This window comes from Pseudolysinimonas sp. (assembly GCF_044239695.1).
Lineage (GTDB): Bacteria > Actinomycetota > Actinomycetes > Actinomycetales > Microbacteriaceae > Pseudolysinimonas_A.
In genome coordinates this window covers 1-20,168 of sequence record NZ_JBIIAW010000008.1, presented here as the reverse complement: position 1 = coordinate 20,168, position 20,168 = coordinate 1, and the positions used below count along the sequence as shown (strand labels likewise).

21 protein-coding genes are annotated in these 20,168 nt (G+C 69.9%); 9 read left to right on the top strand and 12 right to left on the bottom strand.

Translation table 11 applies throughout. The features are described from left to right. Window positions 1–23: 23 nt before the first annotated feature. From rpmA to ACILQS_RS02470, 3 genes are all read right to left on the bottom strand, one after another. A complete protein-coding gene (gene rpmA, locus ACILQS_RS02480) occupies window positions 24–278 on the bottom strand; it encodes a 50S ribosomal protein L27 (protein ID WP_395638517.1) in 255 nt (84 codons plus the stop codon). A 12-nt stretch (window positions 279–290) separates the two neighbouring features. Next, window positions 291–599: a 50S ribosomal protein L21 gene (gene rplU, locus ACILQS_RS02475; RefSeq protein ID WP_309713260.1), complete on the bottom strand. Its 309-nt coding sequence runs from the start codon at window positions 597–599 to the stop codon at window positions 291–293. A gap of 146 nt (window positions 600–745) precedes the next feature. Then, on the bottom strand, window positions 746–1,324 hold the full coding sequence (locus ACILQS_RS02470; protein ID WP_395638516.1) for a hypothetical protein: 579 nt from the start codon (window positions 1,322–1,324) through the stop codon (window positions 746–748). A gap of 33 nt (window positions 1,325–1,357) precedes the next feature. On the opposite strand from ACILQS_RS02470, the gene ACILQS_RS02465 reads away from it, so the two are divergent. Continuing rightward, window positions 1,358–1,642: a DUF4031 domain-containing protein gene (locus ACILQS_RS02465; RefSeq protein WP_395638515.1), complete on the top strand. Its 285-nt coding sequence runs from the start codon at window positions 1,358–1,360 to the stop codon at window positions 1,640–1,642. 9 nt (window positions 1,643–1,651) lie between these two features. On the opposite strand, the gene ACILQS_RS02460 is transcribed toward ACILQS_RS02465, so the two are convergent. Both ACILQS_RS02460 and ACILQS_RS02455 read right to left on the bottom strand, forming a co-directional pair. Beyond that, entirely contained in the window at window positions 1,652–2,251 is a 600-nt protein-coding gene (locus tag ACILQS_RS02460; protein WP_395638514.1) for a hypothetical protein, read from the bottom strand. 2 nt (window positions 2,252–2,253) lie between these two features. Then, the gene (locus ACILQS_RS02455) at window positions 2,254–4,557 is read right to left on the bottom strand and encodes an Rne/Rng family ribonuclease (protein WP_395638513.1); all 2,304 of its coding nucleotides are present in this window, start codon (window positions 4,555–4,557) and stop codon (window positions 2,254–2,256) included. A gap of 366 nt (window positions 4,558–4,923) precedes the next feature. Between ACILQS_RS02455 and ACILQS_RS02450 the strand changes: the two genes are divergently transcribed. Together ACILQS_RS02450 and ACILQS_RS02445 are read left to right on the top strand one after the other, a co-directional pair. Beyond that, a complete protein-coding gene (locus tag ACILQS_RS02450; RefSeq protein ID WP_395638512.1) occupies window positions 4,924–5,523 on the top strand; it encodes a vitamin K epoxide reductase family protein in 600 nt (199 codons plus the stop codon). A 47-nt stretch (window positions 5,524–5,570) separates the two neighbouring features. Next, window positions 5,571–6,455, top strand: a complete 885-nt coding sequence (locus tag ACILQS_RS02445; protein ID WP_395638511.1) for a DsbA family protein — start codon at window positions 5,571–5,573, stop codon at window positions 6,453–6,455. Window positions 6,456–6,497: 42 nt separating this feature from the next. Here the strand turns inward: ACILQS_RS02445 and ACILQS_RS02440 are convergent, their stop codons facing one another. The 5 genes from ACILQS_RS02440 to ileS form a co-directional block, all read right to left on the bottom strand. Further along, window positions 6,498–6,824 carry a hypothetical protein gene (locus ACILQS_RS02440; protein WP_395638510.1) on the bottom strand — a complete coding sequence of 109 codons (327 nt, stop codon included), beginning with the start codon at window positions 6,822–6,824 and terminating at the stop codon, window positions 6,498–6,500. Window positions 6,825–6,932: 108 nt separating this feature from the next. Next, window positions 6,933–7,355 carry a nucleoside-diphosphate kinase gene (ndk, locus tag ACILQS_RS02435; protein WP_395638509.1) on the bottom strand — a complete coding sequence of 141 codons (423 nt, stop codon included), beginning with the start codon at window positions 7,353–7,355 and terminating at the stop codon, window positions 6,933–6,935. Then, the gene (locus ACILQS_RS02430) at window positions 7,352–7,774 is read right to left on the bottom strand and encodes a DUF4233 domain-containing protein (RefSeq protein WP_395638508.1); all 423 of its coding nucleotides are present in this window, start codon (window positions 7,772–7,774) and stop codon (window positions 7,352–7,354) included. The genes ndk and ACILQS_RS02430 overlap by 4 nt, the downstream gene beginning before the upstream one ends. Beyond that, window positions 7,771–9,144, bottom strand: coding sequence for a bifunctional folylpolyglutamate synthase/dihydrofolate synthase (locus tag ACILQS_RS02425; protein WP_395638507.1), 1,374 nt, complete (start codon window positions 9,142–9,144; stop codon window positions 7,771–7,773). Before ACILQS_RS02425 ends, ACILQS_RS02430 begins: the two co-directional genes overlap by 4 nt. Further along, window positions 9,141–12,317 (bottom strand): isoleucine--tRNA ligase, encoded by a 3,177-nt coding sequence (gene ileS, locus ACILQS_RS02420; RefSeq protein ID WP_395638506.1) that lies wholly within the window; start codon window positions 12,315–12,317, stop codon window positions 9,141–9,143. The genes ACILQS_RS02425 and ileS overlap by 4 nt, the downstream gene beginning before the upstream one ends. A gap of 463 nt (window positions 12,318–12,780) precedes the next feature. Here ileS and ACILQS_RS02415 point away from each other — a divergent pair, with 463 nt between their 5' ends. The 3 genes from ACILQS_RS02415 to ACILQS_RS02405 all read left to right on the top strand — a co-directional run bounded on the left by ACILQS_RS02415 (window position 12,781) and on the right by ACILQS_RS02405 (window position 15,594). Next, entirely contained in the window at window positions 12,781–13,830 is a 1,050-nt protein-coding gene (locus tag ACILQS_RS02415) for a BTAD domain-containing putative transcriptional regulator (protein ID WP_395638505.1), read from the top strand. A 77-nt stretch (window positions 13,831–13,907) separates the two neighbouring features. Beyond that, window positions 13,908–14,225, top strand: a complete 318-nt coding sequence (locus tag ACILQS_RS02410; protein ID WP_395638504.1) for a hypothetical protein — start codon at window positions 13,908–13,910, stop codon at window positions 14,223–14,225. 67 nt (window positions 14,226–14,292) lie between these two features. Then, window positions 14,293–15,594: an MFS transporter gene (locus tag ACILQS_RS02405; protein ID WP_395638503.1), complete on the top strand. Its 1,302-nt coding sequence runs from the start codon at window positions 14,293–14,295 to the stop codon at window positions 15,592–15,594. On the opposite strand, the gene ACILQS_RS02400 is transcribed toward ACILQS_RS02405, so the two are convergent. Further along, entirely contained in the window at window positions 15,591–16,583 is a 993-nt protein-coding gene (locus ACILQS_RS02400) for a hypothetical protein (protein WP_395638502.1), read from the bottom strand. The genes ACILQS_RS02405 and ACILQS_RS02400 overlap by 4 nt on opposite strands. Continuing rightward, a complete protein-coding gene (locus ACILQS_RS02395) occupies window positions 16,580–16,933 on the bottom strand; it encodes a GntR family transcriptional regulator (RefSeq protein WP_395638501.1) in 354 nt (117 codons plus the stop codon). Before ACILQS_RS02395 ends, ACILQS_RS02400 begins: the two co-directional genes overlap by 4 nt. A gap of 141 nt (window positions 16,934–17,074) precedes the next feature. Here ACILQS_RS02395 and ACILQS_RS02390 point away from each other — a divergent pair, with 141 nt between their 5' ends. The 3 genes from ACILQS_RS02390 to ACILQS_RS02380 form a co-directional block, all read left to right on the top strand. Further along, window positions 17,075–17,677 carry a hypothetical protein gene (locus ACILQS_RS02390; protein WP_395638500.1) on the top strand — a complete coding sequence of 201 codons (603 nt, stop codon included), beginning with the start codon at window positions 17,075–17,077 and terminating at the stop codon, window positions 17,675–17,677. A 38-nt stretch (window positions 17,678–17,715) separates the two neighbouring features. Further along, window positions 17,716–18,753 carry a hypothetical protein gene (locus ACILQS_RS02385; protein ID WP_395638499.1) on the top strand — a complete coding sequence of 346 codons (1,038 nt, stop codon included), beginning with the start codon at window positions 17,716–17,718 and terminating at the stop codon, window positions 18,751–18,753. Window positions 18,754–18,835: 82 nt separating this feature from the next. Beyond that, window positions 18,836–20,168, top strand: a 1,333-nt coding sequence (locus ACILQS_RS02380) for a class I tRNA ligase family protein (RefSeq protein ID WP_395638498.1), incomplete at its 3' end; no start/stop codon positions are given.

Below are 20,168 nucleotides of genomic sequence, written 5' to 3'. Positions count from 1 at the left end.
GGGCGTGTCGAAACCGGTGGGCGTCAGCCCGCCGGAACGATGTTGACGACCTTGCGGCGGCCCTTCACTCCGAACTCCACGACGCCCGCCGAGAGGGCGAACAGCGTGTCGTCGTTGCCACGGCCGACGTTCGCGCCGGGGTGGTGGTGGGTGCCGCGCTGGCGGACGAGGATCTCGCCGGCCTTGACGACCTGGCCGCCGAAGCGCTTGACGCCGAGGTACTGCGCGTTCGAGTCGCGACCGTTCTTGGAGGAGCTCGCGCCCTTCTTGTGTGCCATCTGGGGCGCCCCTTACTTGATGCCGGTGATCTTGACGCGGGTCAGGTCGGCGCGGAAACCCTGGCGCTTCTTGTACCCGGTCTTGTTCTTGAACTTCTGGATGACGATCTTCGGACCGCGCTCGTCGCCGACGACCTCGGCCGTGACGGTCACCTTCGCGAGCGCCTTCGCGTCGTGGGTGATGGTGTCACCGTCGACCAGCAGCACGGGGACGAGCTGGATGTTGCCGTCCTTGTCGGCGGCGATGCGGTCGAGCACGACGACCGTGCCGACTTCGACCTTCTCCTGCCGCCCACCGGCGCGCACGATTGCGTAGACCACGAAACATCCTTAGATAGGTACAGGCTTTGTTGGAAAAGAGTGGGTGACCGCTCTGCCGGGAAAGACATGACTTTCGGAGGCGGAGTGCCCGGCACCTGCCGGGTCGCACACCAAGGGTCGAGTTTAGCCTGTGATCGGCCGAAACATCAAACCTCGTCGAGCGTGCCCGCCAGGCGCTTCGTCGGCGGGTGTCGCTGGAGCCATCCCCAGAGCAGCACGGCCCCCAGGACGAGCACCGGAAGCACCTGGAGGAAGGTCGCGAGCGACTGGAAGAGCAGGGGCAGGACGCCGATGCCCCCTCCCCCGCTGCCGAAGATCTCACCCGCGCGGAGGAGGCCGCCGAGCGACAGCACCCAGAGTAGGACGCCGAAGAGCAGGCCGAGCAGGAAGAGCAGGAGCGTGCCCGCGAGGCCGGCCAGGACCGCGCGGGTGACGACGTGCGCGAGTCGCAGGTTCGGGGCGATGGGGGCGATCTGCCAGAAGCAGACGAACGCGCCGAGCGCGATCGGCAGGGGCCCGGCGAGGCCCCAGACCAGCTGGGACGCCCAGATCTGGAGGAAGAACTCCGCCGGGTAGTCCGCCCGGGTGGTGACCGACAGGGCCGAGAGCGTCGCTCCGAGGAACCCGAGCACCACGAGGGCGACGAAGATGCCGAGTGACGTCAGGAACGGGGGCAGGGCCCCGGGGCGCTGGAGGGCTCTCGCGACATCCTTCTCGTCGATCACCCCGTCAGACTAACCAGCCCCTAGCATCGGCAGATGACCGTCCTCATCGACGAGCCCGTCTGGCCGGCGCACGGCACGGTCTGGGCGCACCTCGTCAGCGACACGTCGCTCGCCGAGTTGCACGCGTTCGCGGAGGCGGCCGGCATCCCGGAACGCGGGTTCGACAACGACCACTACGACGTGCCGCTGCGCAGCTGGGACGACATGGTCGCCCGCGGGGCGGAGCCGGTCACCGCTCGTGAGCTGCTCCGACGCATCCAGGCGGCGGGCCTGCGGGTGCGTCAGAAGGACAAAGGGCCGAAGACCGGCCGACCCTGAGCCCGCCCGTCAGTCGGTCAGACCGAGTCCGTAGATCACCGACGACACGACGGCGTACAGCACGAGGGATGCGGCGACCCCGAGCGCGACGATCGCGATCAGGTTGTTCTGCCGGCTGCCGCCCCGACGGTAGCCGTGCGACGCGAAGATCACCGCGAGGACCCAGAGCGCCCCGCCGAAGAACAGGCCGCCGCTGGCGTACATGTAGCGGCCGCTGCCGAGCGCGAGGCCGACGATCGACCCGAGCCCGCCGGCGATCGCCCACACCACGGCGGAGGCTGCGACGAGCGCCACCGCGACCGTCGTGATCGGCGTGGCGGCGCGCAGCGGGTACCCCCGCCGGGCGACGTACGCTCCGATCCCGCTCACGACCGCGATCGCGAGCAGGTCGACGTTGATGCCGAGCGCATAGACCTGCTCGACGGGCGCGTTGTACGGGAAGCCGACGAGTCCGACGGTGTTCGCCAGTAGCGCGACGATGGCCGCGATGCCGACGCCGAGCAGCAGCACGGGGCTGCGCGTCGGCGCCCCCGCGGGCAGCACGATCGGCGTCAGCCGCTCACCCGACGCACCCGTGCCGTCGGGTGACGGCGGCAGCACGACCGACATCGCTAGTCCTCGGTGCCGACGGCGGGCGGCGTGACGGTGCCCCCGGTCGAGGCCCGACGCGAGCCGCGCCGACCCTGGCCGGGCTGCTTGGGCTCCGGCAGCGCTTCGAGCACCGATCCGAGGATGTTCTCGGCGTCCTTCGGGCTGACCCGCCGCGAGGATCGGGGCGCTTTCTGCACCGGGATCTCGAGGATCTCGACCGCGGTCTCGGCCGCCGCGACGGCGACCGCCTCCGCCGGATGCGTCTCGATCGAGCCGGTGTGGGCCTCGTCGGTGTGGACGGTGCTCTTCGCGATCTGCGCGAGGGCGTTCTTCACGTCCTCGGTGATCGCGTGCGTGCCGGCGCCGCCGACCCCGTTCTTGACGCCCGAGCTCGCCGGCGCGGCCCCGCCGCCGCCCCCGCGTCCGCGACGGCTGCGCGACGAGCCGCCCGACTGGTTCGACCCGCCGGGGTTGTCGCCCGCCGGCGACCGGTGCTTGAAGACCGGGTCGTGGTGGATGATGATGCCCCGACCGGCGCAGTGCTCGCAGTTCTCGCTGAACGACTCGATGAGACCGAGCCCCAGCTTCTTGCGGGTCATCTGCACGAGCCCGAGCGAGGTGACCTCGGCGACCTGGTGCTTCGTGCGGTCGCGCGACAGGCATTCGACGAGTCGGCGCAGCACGAGGTCGCGGTTGGACTCGAGCACCATGTCGATGAAGTCGACGACGATGATGCCGCCGATGTCGCGCAGCCGCAGCTGGCGCACGATCTCCTCGGCGGCTTCGAGGTTGTTGCGGGTGACCGTCTCCTCGAGGTTGCCGCCGGATCCGACGAACTTGCCGGTGTTGACGTCGACGACGGTCATCGCCTCGGTGCGGTCGATGACGAGCGAGCCGCCCGACGGCAGCCACACCTTGCGCTCGAGCGCCTTGTCGATCTGCTCGCTGACGCGGAACTCGTCGAACGAGTCGCGCTCGCCCTCGTGCTTCTGCACGCGCTCGACGAGGTCGGGGGCGACGGCATCCAGGTATCCGGAGATCGTCTCGAGGGCGTCGTCGCCTTCGATGACGAGCTTGTGGAAGTCCTCGTTGAAAACGTCCCGCACGATCTTCAGCAGCAGGTCGGGCTCGCTGTGCAGCAGCGCCGGAGCCGGCTGGGTCTGCACCGCGTGGTCGATCTCGGCCCACTGGGTGATGAGGCGCTGCACGTCGAGCGTCAGCTGCTCCTCGGTGGCGCCTTCGGCGGCGGTACGCACGATGACCCCGTTCTCGTCGGGCAGCACCTCCTTGAGGATCTTCTTGAGCCGCGCCCGCTCGGTGTCGGGGAGCTTGCGGCTGATGCCGTTCATCGAGCCGTTCGGCACGTAGACGAGGTAGCGGCCGGGCAGGCTGACCTGGCTCGTCAGACGGGCGCCCTTGTGGCCGACCGGGTCCTTCGTGACCTGCACGAGCACCTTGTCGCCGGGCTTGAGCGCCAGCTCGATCTTGCGGGCCTGGTTCTTGTTGCCGTCGCTCTCCGCGGCGGCCGCGGCGGCCTCCCAGTCGACCTCGCCGGAGTACAGCACGGCGTTGCGACCGCGGCCGATGTCGACGAACGCCGCCTCCATCGACGGCAGCACGTTCTGCACGCGACCGAGGTAGACGTTGCCGATGAGGCTCGCGTCCTGCGCCCGCGCGACGTAGTGCTCGACGAGCACCCCGTCCTCCAGAACGGCGATCTGGATGCGGCCGAACTTGCTCCGCACGACCATCACCCGGTCGACGCTCTCGCGCCGGGCGAGGAACTCCGCCTCGGTGATGACCGGGCGGCGACGCCCGGCATCCCGACCGTCGCGGCGGCGCTGCTTCTTCGCCTCGAGCCGGGTCGAGCCCTTGACGCGCTGCGGCTCGGTGATCAGCGGCGCGGCCGCGCGCGGCTGCCGCACCCGCACCGTGGTGTTCGGGGCGTCGTCGCCGTCGCGGGGGGCCTCCCCCGAACGTCGGCGTGTGCGCGTGCGGCGCGACGACGTGCCGCCCGCCGGCTCGAGGTCGTCCTCCGGGCCGTTCGCCCCGATGACCGGGGTCGGCAGCGGCGGAGCCTGGAACATCAGCGAGAACGCGCTCGTGGCCGCCGGCGGAGCGGCAGGCTCTGCCGTCTCGGGGGCCGGCTCCTCGGTCTTCGCGCGTCCGCGCTTCGGCTTCTCGACGCTCGACGCGTCGGACGTCTCCGCCTTCTTGCGGCCGCGCTTGGGCTTCTCGATCGGCTCGTCGACCGGGACCAGGCCCGTGTCGGTCTCCGCTGAAACGTGGGAACTCGCGCTCTTCGGCGCATCCTTCTTCACCATCGCTGGTGCACTCCTCGGCCGGAGGTGCCGCGCATCCGCCGGAACAATCGAGCGAACCGGTCTGTCAGTTCGCGAATCTGAAATCTGGGATGCGACCCCCGTTCCCCTGAACGGTGTTCTGGTCGCTGCGTTCTCTCGAACACTGCGTTCTCTCACAACGCCCGCCCTGTCACGGCGGCTCGGAACTGGCATCCGACGCGGTGCACGACTGGCTGTGAAAAACACTGTCGGCACTCGCGGCCCGGTCTGGTTGCCCGGAAAGCTTTGATCGGTGCGGTCGGGCGCGGCCCGAACGACTTGCGCTCCAGTATCGCACGCCGGGACCTTGGTCCCGGTATTCGCCCGACCCGGGGTTGCGATAATCACATGGTGACCGTGACCGAGACTCCCCGCCGCCTCCCCGTCGCCTTCGCGATCTTCCTGATCGTCGCCGGCATCCTCGGGTGGTGGGCCGCGTTCTCGCTCACCGTCGACAAGTTCCTGCTGCTGCAGAACCCGCAGGCCGACCTGGACTGCAACTTCAGCCTCATCGTGCAGTGCGGCAAGAACCTCGACTCCTGGCAGGGTGCGGTGCTCGGGTTCCCCAACCCGATCCTCGGGCTCGGCGGCTTCGTGGCGCCGATCGCGGTCGGCGTCGGCCTGCTCGCGGGAGCCCGCTTCGCGCGCTGGTTCTGGATCGCCTTCAACGTCGGCCTCGCCGGTGCTCTGGCCTTCGTGATCTGGCTCATCTCGCAGAGCATCTTCGTGCTCGGGACGCTGTGCCCCTGGTGCATGCTCGTCTGGAGCGTCACCATCCCGCTGTTCTGGGTCGTCACCGCCCGCAACCTCGCCGAGGGTGCCTTCGGCGACCGCCTAGTCGCCGCCGGGAAGTGGCTGCGCTCCTGGGCGATTCCCGTCACGATCGTCAGCTACGTAGTCGTCGCGTTCATCGCGCAGCTGCGCCTCGACGTCGTGCAATACCTGTAGAACACGGCCGGGCATCTCCATAGGATCATCCGGATAAGGTCGTCACCGTGACCCAAGAACGACTCACCAAGGACCAGCGCCGGGAGCAGGCACGCGAGATCGCTCGCCTCGAACGCGAGGAGCGTCAGAAGGCGCAGCGCCGCAACAGCATCCTGATCCGCGTCGGAGCTACCGTCGCGATCGTCGGTGTGCTCGCCGCCGTGGGCTGGGGCATCTGGGCGGGCACGCGTCCCGCCGGTCCGGGCCCCGTCAACATGGCGTCCGACGGCATCCTGTTCACGGGGGCGGACGACGGCTCGATCGAAGCGGTGGAGACCGGCGCCGTTCCCGCCGACAGCACTCCGGTGCCGACCGACCCCGACGCGTACGACGTGCCCGTGCGCATCGTCACCTACATCGACTACGGCTGCCCGTTCTGCAACCAGTTCGAGACGGCGAACGCGTCGCAGATCAATGACCTCATCTCGGCCGGCTACGCCACCCTCGAGGTCCACCCGATCTCCATCCTCGACCGCGCGTTCCTCGGGAGCGAGTACTCGACCCGCGCCGCGAACGCGATGGCGTGCGTCGCCGCCTCGGAGCCGGATGCGTTCCTCGATGCCAACTCGGCGCTCTTCGCCGCCCAGCCTGCGGAATCGACCGCGGGCCTGACCGATGACGAGATCCGCGATGTCCTGGATGGCGCGGGCGCGCTCACCGACGAGGTGTCGGCATGCATCGGGGACAAGCGCTACGCCGGCTGGGTCAGTGCCGCCTCCGAGCGTGCGTCGAACGACCCAGCTCTCGCCAACCCGACCACGGGCAGGTTCGGCACGCCGACCGTCCTGGTGAACGACGTGCGGTACGAAGGCGCTGTCGACGACCCCGAAGCATTCGCGGCGTTCATCGCTCAGAACGCCACGCTGGGCGACGAGCCGACTCCGACACCGTGAGCGCGGGGGTGCGGCCGACCCGCCCGCACCCCCGCTCTCTCGCTAGCGGTATTGCAGTGAGAACGAGTAGCTGGCCCAGTTGGAGCACGTCGGGAAGACCGACACGATCGTTTGCCCTCCGCCCGGGCTGTGCCAGGCACCGTATGACGTCCACGGTGTCCACGGCCAGACCGCTTGACAGGTCACCTTGAAGCGCACCTGCCCCGGGCCGACGCAGTTCGCGGTCGCGTAACCGCTGCCCCACGCATCCCAACTCGCGTTGGTGCACGACGCGGCGGCGGCGGGGGCCGCGACCAGCGCCACCGGCACCGTCCCCAGCGCCATCGCGAGCGCGGCTGAGGCAGCGAACTTCCTGAGCTTCGAATTCACCCTGATCCTCCGTTCATCGAATCGAAGGCCGGTCTGATCCGGCCTCGGCTCGACCCTAGGCTCGCGCCAGGCGCACCCGCAGTCCGCTTTTCTGAGGACTCCTCCGAGTCAGGAGCGGGTGAACCAGAGAGCGAGCTCGCGGGCGGCGGATTCGGGCGAGTCGGAGCCGTGCACGAGGTTCTGCTGCACCTTGAGGCCCCAGTCGCGGCCGAGGTCGCCGCGGATCGTGCCGGGGGCGGCCGTCGTGGGGTCGGTCGTGCCGGCGAGGGAACGGAAGCCCTCGATGACGCGGTTGCCCGCGATGCGCAGGGCGACGACGGGCCCCGACTCCATGAACTCGACGAGCGGCTCGTAGAACGGCTTGCCGAGGTGCTCCTCGTAATGCGCGGCGAGCAGTTCCCGATCGGCTTCGACGAGACGGATGTCGACGAGCGAGTAGCCCTTCGCCTCGATGCGGCGCAGGATCTCGCCGGTCAGGTTGCGGGCCACGCCATCCGGCTTGACCAGCACCAGGGTCTCTTCGACGTTCATCCATCCACTCCTTCTGCGGCGGTACGCCGCGACGATTCGATGCGCCGTGCGCGCACCAGACACCACACCCACAGTCCGGCGAACACCGCGCCGATGACGAACATGAAGCCGTGCAGGAACCCGGTCGCGACGAGCCCGACCTGCAGCACGCCGCCGAGCACGACCCCCCAGTTCCACCGCTGGAACTGCGAGACGAGCAGGAAGATCGCGACCGCCCAACCGGTGCCGCCCAGGACCATCCACAGCGGGTGGTCCGACAGCCCGATCAGGGTGAGCCCCGCGAAGATCAGGATGACGGCCTCGAGCACCAGCACGACCGACAGCAGCGTCTCGGTCACCCCGCGCTCGCGGCGCGGGCGACGCACGCGCCCGGGTCGCCCGGTCGCGGGTGAGGTCTCGTCGGGGTCGGGGGTGCTCACGGCTTCCATTCTCCGGCGTCGGCGAGCGCGATCGCTTCTCCGACGAGGGTGATCGAACCGGTGATCAGCACGGCGCGGGAGGGGCCGTCGGCGGCCCAGGCGCGGGCGGTCTCGACGGCTTCCGCGAAGTCCTCGAAGGGGATGACGGCATCCTCCGCGGCGACGGAACGCGCGATGTCGGCGAGGTCGTCGACGGGTGTCGCGCGGTCGGACTGCGACGTCGTGACGTGGAACCGGTCGGCGACGGGAGCGAGCTCGGCGAAGATGCCGTGCGCGTCCTTGTCGCCGAGCACCGCGATCACGACGGCGATCCGCTGGAAGTCGAAGTACTCGGTCATCGCGGCGGCGAGCGCTTTCGCCCCGTGCGGGTTGTGGGCGGCGTCGACGAACACCGTGGGTTCGATGCCGATCAACTGCAGGCGCCCGGGCGAGGTCGCGTTGGCGAGCCCCGCGGCGACGACATCCGGATCGAGCGGGACGGTGCCGTTGCCGATGAACGACTCGACCGCCGCGATCGCGACGGCGGCGTTCTGGCCCTGGTAGTCGCCGTACAGCGGGAGGAAGACATCCGAGTACGTGCCGGCGCGCCCGCGCACGGTGATCACCTGACCGCCGACGGCGACGGTCGTGGATTCGAGGGCGAAGTCGACCATCTCGATCAGCATCTCGGCTTCGTCGAGGACGGCCGCGGCGCGTAGCTCATCCATCGCCTCGAGCGGCTGCATCGCGGTGACGACCGTCGCGGCGGGCTTGATGATGCCGCCCTTGGTCGTCGCGATCTCGGCGATCGTGTTGCCCAGACGCGCCTGGTGGTCGAGGGCGATCGGGGTGAAGACGGCGACCTGCCCGTCGGCGACGTTGGTGGAGTCCCACTCGCCGCCCATGCCCACTTCGAGCACCATGACATCCACGGGGGCGTCGGCGAAGATCGCGAACCCGAGCACGGTGAGCGCTTCGAAGTACGACAGGGCCTCCTCGCCGTTCGCGAGCAGTTCGGCGTCGACGATCGCGAGGTACGGGGCGATGTCGCGCCAGTTGCGCACGAGCGCCTCGTTGGAGACCGGGAGTCCATCGATGACGATGCGCTCATTGACCTTCACCAGGTGCGGGGAGGTGAGCAGCCCGGTCTTCACTCCGGCGGCGCGGAGGATCGCCTCGATCATGCGCGACGTGGACGTCTTGCCGTTGGTGCCGGTGATGTGGATGACGGGGGCGGTGCGCTGCGGATCGCCGAGGAGTTCGCAGACCTTGCGCGTGGGCTCGAGGCGCGGCTGCGGGGTGGCTTCGCCGATGCGCACGAGCAGTTCGGCGTAGACCTCGTCGGCCTCGCGCTGGAAGAGCTCGTCCTCGTCGAATGCCTCGTCGGTCATGCGCGCACCACTTCGATCGTCACCGCGGATCCGGCTCCGACGGCAGTCGCCCCATTCTCCCCGGTCTTCACCGCGATCGTCGTCGCGAGGGTCTCTCCCGCGATCAGTTCCTGGTGAGTGGAAACGGCATCGACGGCGATCGCGTCGCCGAGGATCGTCAGCGCGATGCGGTCGCTCACGTCGAGCCCGGCATCCTTCCGCGCCTGCTGAACGGCACGGATGACGTCGCGCGCGAGCCCTTCGGCGTCGAGTTCCGGCGTCACGGCGGTGTCGAGCACGACGAAGCCGCCGTCGCCGAGGAAGGCGACCGCGGCATCCGGATCGGCCGCGTGCAGCACGAGGTCGTACTCCCCCGGCTGCAGCGCCGTGCCGTCGACGATCACGATGTCGCCCTCGGTCATCCAGACCCCGGCCTTCGCCGCCTGGATGACGCGCTGCACGTCCTTGCCGAGCCGCGGGCCGAGGGCGCGGGCGTTCACGGTGAGCCGGCGCTCGATGCCGTGGGTGGCGAGGCTCGACTCCACGAGCGTCTCGAGGTCGACGGCCTTCACATTGAGCTCGTCGGCGAGGATGTCGGCGAACGGCTCGAGGGCCGACGGATCGGCGGAGACCACGGTGAGTCGGCTCAGCGGGAGTCGCACGCGCAGTTTCTGCGCCTTGCGCAGCGCGAGACCGGACGAGGCGATCTCGCGCACCCGGTCCATCGCGGCGACGAGGGCGTGGTCGGCGGGGAACTCGTCGGCCGACGGCCAGTCCTCCAGGTGCACGCTGCGGCGTCCGGTCAGCCCGCGGAAGATCTCCTCGGTGACGAGCGGAAGCAGCGGGGCCGCCATCTTCACGAGGGTCTCGAGCACCGTGTACAGGGTGTCGAAGGCCTCCCGATCGGTGCCGTCCCAGAACCTGTCGCGCGACCGGCGCACGTACCAGTTGGTGAGCACGTCGCCGAAGTCGCGCAGCGCCTGGGCCGCGAACGGACTGTCGAGCTGGTCGAGGTGCTCGGTCACCTGCGCCAGCACCTCGCCGGTCTTGGCGAGGATGTAGCGGTCGAGCACGTTCGTCGAGGCGGTCGATCGCGTCGCGGTGACACCGGCGGAGTTCGCGTAGAGGGTGAAGAAGTAGTACGTCGACCACAGCGGCAGCAGCAGTTCGCGCACGCCGCCGCGGATGCCCTCCTCGGTGACGACGAGGTTGCCGCCGCGGATGACCGACGACGACATGAGGAACCAGCGCATCGCGTCGGAGCCGTCCCGCTCGAACACCTCCGACACGTCGGGGTAGTTGCGCAGCGACTTCGACATCTTCTGCCCGTCGTTGCCCAGCACGATCCCGTGGCTGATGACGCCGCTGAACGCCGGCCGGTCGAACAGCGCGGTCGCGAGCACGTGCATCGTGTAGAACCAGCCGCGGGTCTGCCCGATGTACTCGACGATGAAGTCGGCGGGGTTGTGGGCGTCGAACCACTCGCGGTTCTCGAACGGGTAGTGCACCTGCGCGAACGGCATCGATCCCGAGTCGAACCACACGTCGAGCACATCCGGGATGCGGCGCATCATCGCCTGACCCGAAGGATCGTCGGGGTTCGGCCGCACGAGGTCGTCGATGTACGGCCGGTGCAGGTCCACCTCGCCCTCCGGGTTGCGCGGCAGGGTGCCGAAGTCGGCCTCGAGCTCGGCGAGGGAGCCGTAGACGTCCTCCCGCGGGTAGGCCGGGTCGTCGCTCTTCCAGACCGGGATCGGCGAGCCCCAGTAGCGGTTGCGCGAGATCGACCAGTCGCGCGCGTTCGCGAGCCACTTGCCGAACTGGCCGTCTTTGACGTTGTCGGGCACCCAGGTGATCTGCTGGTTGAGGTCGACCATGCGGTCCTTGACGTCGACGACGCGCACGAACCACGACGACACCGCCTTGTAGATCAGCGGGTTGCGGCAGCGCCAGCAGTGCGGGTACGAGTGCTCGTACGACTTCACTTGGAAGAGGCGGCCCTCTTCACGGAGCTGCGTGATCAGCAGAGGGTTGGCCTCGAACACCTGCAGGCCCGCGACCGGCTCGACGACCGGCAGGAAGCGTCCCCCGTCGTCGACCGACAGGATCACCGGGATGCCGGCGGCCGCCGTCGTCACCTGGTCGTCCTCGCCGTAGGCGGGCGCCTGGTGCACGATGCCGGTGCCCTCCCCGGTTGCGACGTACTCGGCGACGAGGATGCGCCAGGCGTTCTCCATCCCCGAGGCATCCGCGTAGTAGTCCCACAGGCGGTCGTAGTGGATGCCGTCCAGCTCAGCACCCGGAACCTCGCGGACGATCGCCGCCACGGCATCCGCCGCGTTCTCGTAGCCGAGTTCCTTCGCATACGCGCCCACCGTGTCGGCGGCGAGGAGGTATTCGCTGACGCCGTCCTGCGACGGCACGATCGCGTAGGAGATCGCGGGGCCGACGGCGAGAGCCGCGTTGGTCGGCAGCGTCCACGGGGTCGTCGTCCAGGCGAGCGCCTTCACGCCGGTCAGGCCGAGCGCCTCCGCCTTCTCGCCCAGGAGCGGGAAGGTGACGGTCACCGACTGGTCCTGGCGCATCTGGTAGACGTCGTCGTCCATGCGCAGTTCGTGGTTGGACAGCGGGGTCTGGTCGCGCCAGCAGTAGGGCAGCACCCGGTAGCCCTCGTAGGCGAGGTCCTTCTTGTACAGCTCGGAGAACGCCCAGATGACGCTCTCCATGAAGGTCACGTCGAGCGTCTTGTAGTCGTTCTCGAAGTCGACCCAGCGGGCCTGGCGGGTGACGTACTCCTCCCACTCCTTCGTGTACCGCAGCACCGATTCGCGGGCCTTCGCGTTGAACGCGGCGACGCCCATCTCCTCGATCTGGTGCTTCTCGGTGATGCCGAGCTGGCGCATCGCCTCGAGTTCGGCGGGCAGGCCGTGGGTGTCCCAGCCGAAACGGCGCTCGACCTTCTTGCCGCGCATCGTCTGGTAGCGCGGGAACAGGTCCTTCGCGTAGCCGGTCAGCAGGTGCCCGTAGTGCGGCAGGCCGTTGGCGAACGGCGGGCCGTCGTAGAACACCCACTCCTCGCAGCCGTCCCGGTTTGCGATCGACGCGCGGAAGGTGTCGTCGCCCTTCCAGAACGCGAGAATGCCGCGCTCGATCTCCGGGAAGTCCGGGGACGACGGGATCGACGGATAGGGCATCGGTTTCGCTCCTGGTGAAGGTTCGGACACTTCACGAGGACGACATCCGTCTTCTCGACGGAGACCGCGGTACCACCTCGCTTGCGCATCCCGCGGATGCGCCGCTCTTCCCGGCGATGACGGGCCGTCCCGTCCGGTTCTACGGCCCCGAGGAGCTTTCTTCCGGAGACTCCCCGGTGATGGCCGGATCGCAGTCGTTGCCGTCAGCTTAGGGGATTCCTGTGCGAGCGGCACGGGAGTCGCGGGGCGGTCACGCGCCCGTCACGACGCCGTCACGGGGTGCCGGAGATACTTCCGGCAACGAGGTCGCACCTCGTCTCACCGTTCGGTGCTGGGGGTCACAGAGGGATCTCGCCGGACGGATGCGGTACAGGCACGGTCGTCCGGGGGGACGGCCGTGCCTGATCCGGAGGTCGTGCCTGTAGGCTCGGCCCCCCGACACCCGGTCAGGGGGTGGTCACGCATGATGCAGTTCGATCGGTGGAGCCTTCCCGTGATCGGCGAAGCCCTCCTGCGCGGCACGTCGCGCCGCGAAGACTTCCAGTCGTTCCTCGGGATCGCGCCCGACATCCTGAACTCGCGACTCGCCTCGCTCGTCGCCGCGGGCATCCTCGCCCTCGAGATCGACCCGGAGGGGGTCGAGCACTTCACGCCGACCCCGAAGGGTCGCGCGCTCGAAGTCGCCCTCCACGCGCTCAACGCGTGGAGCCGGGAGTGGGATCCGCTGAGCACCGGCGATCTCCTGGACATCGTGGATGTCGTCGCCACCCCCACCTCTGCAGACCCGAGCGCCGGGAGCGACTCCGATCCTCCGACGATCGAGCTGTGCGTGCTCGAAGGGTTCGAGTTGAGTGTCGACGGCGAGCGCGTCGACCTGTCCCCGGGCTCGCAGCGCCTCCTCGTGTTCCTCGCCCTGCGCGAGCGCGCGATCACCCGGATCGCCCTCGCCGGCACGATGTGGCCCGACGTCTCCGAGGGGCGTGCCGGCGACAGCCTGCGGTCGGCGATCGCGCGACTCGAGCCCCGGGCTCGCTCGGCGATCCGAATGTCGTCCACGGGTCTCCTGCTGAGCGAGCGGGTGTCGATCGACCTGCGCGACGCGCAGGCGCTCGCGCATCGCCTGGTGCAGAACGGCGACGTGCACGAATCGGACCTCGGCTCCGCGTCGGTCACGGTCCTCGGACGTGACCTCCTCCCCGATTGGTACGACGACTGGATCGTCGCGGAGGCCGAGGACTGGCGCTACCTGCGCATGAACACCCTCGAGTCGCTCGCGCGCCGCCTGATCGCCGACGAACGTTTCGGGGAAGCTGCACTCGCCGCCCGCGCGGCGATCCGCATCGATCCACTCCGCGAAACGCCGCAACTGATCCTCGTGCGGGTGCAGCTGGCGATGGGCAACCGGGGCGCCGCTCTGGGGAGCTATGAGCACTACCGGATCCTTCTGGATGCCGCGGTCGGCCTCGCGCCCACACAGCAGTTCGCCGACCTTGTCGGCTCCGTCGCGGACTGAGCCGCGACCTCCCCGCGCATCCGTCACGACGGCGTCACGGGCCGTGTTCCACACTGCAGATGACGCAGGGGGAGAACATGGATCGCAGCATCGCACCGGTCGTTCGGGCCGACGGCACGGCATCGCGACGGCCGATGGGCGACCGGCTCGCGGTCGGCATCACGATCGTGCTCGCCGCCGCCGCCGTGGGGATCGGGGCAGGCCTGCACGCGCAGGCGACGCCGCCGGCCGTCCAGGCCGACAAGCGGGCCCCGCTGACTGTCGTGGACCGTCCCGACGAGGTAGTCGACCCGTGGCTGGCGCTCTGGCTCGTGCCGATGGCGGCCGCGCTCCTCGGCTGCGCCGAGGTCGCTCGTCGCGTGCGCCAGGTCCCGGCGGCGGATCCCTCGCACTGACGCGGCCAGCGGCGAGGCCGCGCACGTCCTAAAGTCGAGGATCGTGACCACAACTGAGAGTGGCAAAGTGCCAACCACGTCTCCCACGGTCCAGACCACGAACACGACCCCGCGTCGCGTCGCCTGGGCATCACTCGTCGGAACATCGCTGGAGTCCTACGACTTCTACGTGTTCGCGTACTTCTCCGCGTTCTTCGTCGGCCCGCTCTTCTTCGAGCCGCTCGGCCCGGTCGGGGGCACGCTCGCCGCGTTCCTCGGCATCGCCGTCGGCTTCGTGGTGCGACCCCTCGGCGCCATCGTCTTCGGCCACCTCGGCGACCGGATCGGCCGTCGCACGACGCTGCTCTGGACGATCGCCATCATGGGCGTCGCGACGGGGCTCATCGGCCTCCTGCCGCCGTACGCGGTCGCCGGCTGGCTCGGCGCGATCCTGCTGATCGTGCTGCGCCTCGTGCAGGGCCTGTCGCTCGGCGGCGAGTGGGGCGGGGCCGTGCTGCTCGCCACGGAGCACGCCGACCCGAAGCGCCGCGCCCTCGCCGCCGCCTTCCCGCAGCTCGGCTCGCCGATCGGTTCGATCCTCGCGGCGGCCCTGTTCCTGGTGATGACGACGGCGCTGACCCCCGAGGCGATGGTCGAGTGGGGCTGGCGCATCCCGTTCCTGACGGCCATCCCGCTGCTCGTCGTCTCGCTGTACCTGCGCTGGTCGATCGACGAGACCCCGGTCTTCAAGGCGGTCGCGTCGGCGCAGGCGCGCCCGCGGGTGCCTCTCGTCGCCGCCTTCGCGAAGGCGCCGGTCGGGCTCCTGATCGCCGTCGGCGGCGCGCTGCTCGGCATCGGCTCGTATTCGCTGATGAACACCTACACGGTGAACTACGGCGTCACGACGCTCGGCTTCTCGTACCAGCAGCTGCTCATCGCGACGACGATCGGCGGGTTGCTGCAGCTCGTGACCATCCCGCTGTTCGGCTGGTGGGCGACCCGCATCGGGGCCGCCCGGGTGGTCGCGATCGGCGCCGTCGGCACCCTGCTGATCGCGTTCCCGATGTACTACCTGCTGCAGTTCGCGACGTTCGAGATCCTGGTGGCGACGATGATCGTCGGCGGGATCCTGCCGACGATGAGCTGGGCCGCGCTCGGGGCGATGCTCGCCGACCTGTTCCCGGGGCGTTTCCGGTACACGGCGATCTCCGTCTCCTATTCGGTCGCGGCCGTGATCTCGGGCTTCGTGCCGGCGCTCACCCTGCTGCTCGGGCAGTCCAGCGACTTCGCGTGGTGGCATCCCGGCATCGTGCTCGGCGTGATGTCGGTGCTGACGGCGGTCGCCGCCGTCGTCGCCGCCCGCCGGGTGCACCCGATCGACGAGGTCTAGCCCCGTCCACCGGCCGTCGCGGCGCGTTCCGCGACGGCACCCAGCAGTGCCGCGGCCGTGCCCGCGTCGTCCACCGTGACGACGAGGGCACGGCCGTCGCGGCGTCGCAGCTGGAGCGCCGACCCGCGGCGGGTGATGACACCGGTGCGTCCACCCCGCCCGATGCGCACCCCCCACCCGCCGAAGTCGGCGAGCGGGGCGACCTCGGCCACCCCGGCCGACGCGACCCGGGCCGCGGGAATGTTCCAGACCGGAACGCCGAGGGCGGCACGCACGTGGAGTCCGTCGTCGTCGACGCGAACCGCATAGCTGGAGAGGCCGAGGAGGAAGATCCCGAGCGCCGCGGGGACGAGGAGCACCGGCCACGACGCGAGGTCGGAGGCGATGACCGCCCCGGCGACGAGCGCGAGCACCGCGAGCGTCGCCAGGCCGATCGCCGCCACCGCCGGGCGCGGCATCCGAGCCGTCCCGATCCACACGGCACGCTCCGTGGACGACAGGGGGACCGGCGGTTCCGACGCGGGGTCCGCCAGGAAGGTGCGGTCGGCGCGCGGAGTGATGAGCCAGGCCGTCAGGCCGACGGCGCCCGCAATGCCGAAGCCGACGACGAGACCGGGCCAGACGTCGACCCGGGCGCCGTCGGTGCGTTGCGCGGCCAGCATCCAGACACCGATCGCCGCGGTGAGGGCGGTGACGAAGGATGCCGCGGTCACGAGGATCTTCTCCGATCGGGTGGGGATGCCCGTTCGCGACCGGCCGAGCAGGAGCAACGCGGCGAACCCGACGGTGACCGCGATCCCGCCGAGGGCGACGGCCGCGACGACCCCCTCCGGCGCAGCGTACCCGTCGGGCTCCCCGAGGGCGTTCCAGTGGACGGCGATCTGGCGCGATGCCCCGGCAGCCAGTGACGCGGTGGCGACGACGCCGGCGACGGTGACGGTCCCGGGAAGGAGGAGGGCTGCGGAGAAGAAGGGCAGGCGGCGATTCATGAGGTGAACTCCTGAGTGATGAGGGCGGTCAAGGTGGAGGGGGAGACCCCGAGGCGTCGGGCGTCGGCGACAAGCGCTCGGATCGCTCCGGCGAGCTCCCCCGAGGCGGTGGCCTGCTCGGTGACGATCGCCCCGCGCCCGCGGCGCAGGTCGATCAGACCTTCGTCGCGCAGCTCCTGGTACGCGTGGAGCACCGTGTGGATGTTGACGTCGAGCGACGCCGCCAGCTCGCGGGCCGCAGGAAGTCGGTCGCCCGGTCGGAGCGCCCCGCGGCCGATCTCGGTGCGGACGGCAGCGGCCAGCTGATCGAAGATCGCGTCGCCGGACGCGGGGTCGATTCGGATCAGCATGGCACCACTATATAGTTCTATTTCCACTAGAACAACTCAAGATGATGCGAAAGGGTGGCGGCGTTGCCCGCCGATCCGCCCTCCCCCTATGCTGTGACCCGTCCGGGGGCCGAGCTCCGGCTGTGACACAGAGGCAGCGGCATGAGCGACGACACCCCCACGCAGCGACTCCCCCACGGCCCGGATGCCGGCGACGAACTCGTCGAGGAGCGCCAGAAGTCGCGCACCCTGATGTTCGTGCTCATCGGCGTCGGAGCGGCCCTGCTGGTCGCGATCCTCGTGCTGCTCATCATCCTGTTCAGCGGCGACCGCGGCACGCCCTCGGCGAGCCCCACCCCGTCTGACACCCCCAGCGCGAGCCCCACGACGAGCGAGAGCGCGACACCGAGCGCGACGCCCACCCCGACCGTCGAGCCCGAGCCGGAACCCGAGCCCACCCAGGCTCCCCCGCCGCCGTCGACGATCCTCAGCTACGGGGTCGACAAGTCCGATGCCGGCTGCACGTCCGACGGAGACTCGCCCTCGATCACCTTCAACTGGAACACGACCGGCACGAGCGTGTCGTTCGGCGTCGGCACCGAATTCGCCGAGATCGGCCCGTACGAGTCGGGCCTGCCGCGGACCGGCGGCATCACCGTCAACTACCAGTGCGGCGAGGACGGCCCCGACCAGATCTACTCGATCGCCGTCATCGGTCCCAATGGCGACGTGATCGGACGCCAGACGATCAAGGTCCGCGACTAGCTACCCGCCTGAGTTCCGCTCAGCCGTAGGGTCGAAGGATGCGGCGTCCCCTCCTCCTCGGCCTGATCGCCGGCGGGCTCGCGTTCGTCATCCTCGTCGTCGTCGGGGTCGTCTTGGCGGTGAGCGTCCTCGCCCGGAACGACGCCCTCGCCGACCTCCGCGCGGCCTCGACCGCGCTGGCGGAAGTCGTCGACGAGTCGGAGTCCGCCGTGGCCGAGGCCGACGACGTGATCGCCATCGCGGCCGACCCGCTGCTGCCCGTCGACGCTGTCGCGGCGGTGACCGCCGAACGGGATGCGGCGGCGGACGCCCTGGAGGGGGCCGGGCCGCTGCTCACGGCCGACCCGGAGCCGCTCGACACCGATCGGATTCGCGCGCTCAGCTCCGACGTCCGTGCCGAAGCGAACGCCCTCCGCGACGACGACGACCTCGTGCGGGCGGCCCTGCTCAACCTCGCCGGCGCGACGCGGGAGACGGCGTCGACGGTCGAGAACGCCAACTTCAGCGCCGAGAACCTGCCGCACCTCGCCTTCCGCGACGCGGTCGCCGACCTCGCGCTCGTCGACGAGAGCTCGGTCGCCGAGTCCCTGCTCGGCTTCCTCGACGCGGCGCACGCGCTGGAGGCGTCGCACGCTGAGGAGATCGCCGAGAAGGCGGGCCCGCTGCTCGATCGCCGACTCACCGTCGAGGAGTTCGCCCGTTCGATCGCCGGCGGCGTGCTGCTCGAATTCGACTGGGCCGTCACCGTCAACGGCTACGGCACCGGGGGAAGCTACGGCGGCACGAGCTACTGGCAGTCGGCCGACGGCGGCTACGCGACGATCACCCTCTCCGACAGTGTCGCGACGATGTGGCCGGGAGCCGGCGTGCAGTCGCTCGTCGTGCACGAGGTCGGCCACGCCATCCTCTCGAAATGCACCGACCTGTTCTTCGGCACCGAGTACGAGTCGGGCGGCGAGGAGCCGTGGGCCACCGCCTGGGCGATCGGCATGGGCTACACCGCCGACGGCAACGGCGAGTCGATCTACGGCCGCCCGTCGGACGCCCTCATCCAGCTCTCCACGCAGTGCCGCTGACGACCCGGTAGCATCACAGGCACACAACCAGGCACCTCACCATCGACTCGGTGCCGCGCATATCGAACCGGAGCACACTGCGATGACCGCTGCAATTCCTGACAAGCCCGCCCTCGAAGGACTCGAGCCCAAGTGGGCGCAAGCCTGGGAGCAGAACGGCACCCACCGGTTCGATCGCGCCGCCGCCCTCGCCGCGGGCACCGTGTACAGCGTCGACACCCCGCCGCCCACGGCATCCGGCAGCCTGCACATCGGCCACGTATTCTCCTACACGCACATGGACCTCGCGGCCCGGTTCCACCGGATGCGCGGCGAGCAGATCTTCTACCCGATGGGCTGGGACGACAACGGTCTGCCCACCGAGCGTCGCGTGCAGAACTACTACGGAGTGCGGTGCGACCCGACCCTCCCCTACGTGCCCGGGTATCAGCCGCCGCTCGAGGGCGGCGACAACGCGTCGAGCAAGGCCGCCGACCAGGTGCCGATCTCGCGCCGCAACTTCATCGAGCTGTGCGAGCGCCTGACGGTCGAAGACGAGAAGCAGTTCGAGGACCTCTGGCGCGCCCTCGGTCTGAGCGTCGACTGGTCGCTCACCTACCGCACGATCGGCCCGGAGGCGCAGACCGTCGCGCAGCGCGCGTTCCTGCGCAACCTCGCTCGCGGCGAGGCCTACCAGGCCGAGGCCCCGACGCTGTGGGACATCACCTTCCGCACCGCCGTCGCGCAGGCCGAGCTGGAGGACAAGGAGCAGCCCGCCGCCTACCACGCGGTGACCTTCCACCAGCCCGACGGCGGGACGATCGAGATCGCCACCACCCGCCCCGAGCTGCTGCCGGCCTGCGTGGCCCTCGTCGCGCATCCCGATGACGAGCGCTACCAGCACCTCTTCGGCACGACCGTGACGACGCCGATCTTCGGCGTCAAGGTGCCGATCGTGGCGCACCGACTCGCCCAGAAGGACAAGGGCACCGGCATCGCGATGATCTGCACCTTCGGCGACGTGACCGACGTGGTGTGGTGGCGTGAACTCGACCTGCCGAACCGCACGGTGCTCGGTCGCGACGGTCGCTTCCTCGAGGAGGCTCCCGCCGCCGACCTGTTCACCGACGCCGGACGCGCCGCCTACGCGGAGCTCGCGGGCAAGACCGTGTTCAGCGCGAAAGCGGCGATCGTCGAGCAGCTGCGGGCGAGCGGCGACCTGATCGGCGACCCGAAGCCGACGACCCACGCGGTGAAGTTCTTCGAGAAGGGCGACAAGCCGCTCGAGATCGTCTCGACCTTGCAGTGGCACATCACCAACGGCGCCCGCGACGACAAGCTCAAGGACGCCCTCCTGGACGCCGGGAAGCAGATCGCCTTCCACCCCGACTTCATGCGGGTGCGCTACGAGAACTGGGTCGGCGGCCTCACCGGCG